Annotated in this window: 1 protein-coding gene; it reads left to right on the top strand. The window is 66.2% G+C overall.

Annotated elements, in window-relative coordinates; genetic code table 11:
* Nucleotides 1-237 (top strand): TatD family hydrolase (locus KVT37_RS32860; RefSeq protein ID WP_217579092.1); only part of this gene is annotated, 237 nt, incomplete at both ends.

Here is a 237-nt window from a genome sequence, read left to right as displayed (position 1 = left end):
GAGCTGCGCGCCCTCCCCCCCGGCGTGCCGGGCGACCGGCTGCTGGTCGAGACCGATGGGCCCTACCTCGGCCCGATCCCGTATCGGGGAAAACGCAACGAACCGGGCTATGTGGCGAACACGGCGAAGGTTCTTGCCGAAACCATCGCCGTCGGCGAGGCCGTAATCGCCGATATCACCACCGAAAACTTGTTCCGGCTGTTCACCAAGATGCCGCGTCCGGACATGGCGGCAACC

The organism is Mesorhizobium sp. GbtcB19, from assembly GCF_019091085.1.
Taxonomy (GTDB): domain Bacteria; phylum Pseudomonadota; class Alphaproteobacteria; order Rhizobiales; family Rhizobiaceae; genus Mesorhizobium.
Note: the sequence above shows the minus strand (reverse complement) of the source record. Positions and strands in the feature narration are given on the sequence as shown.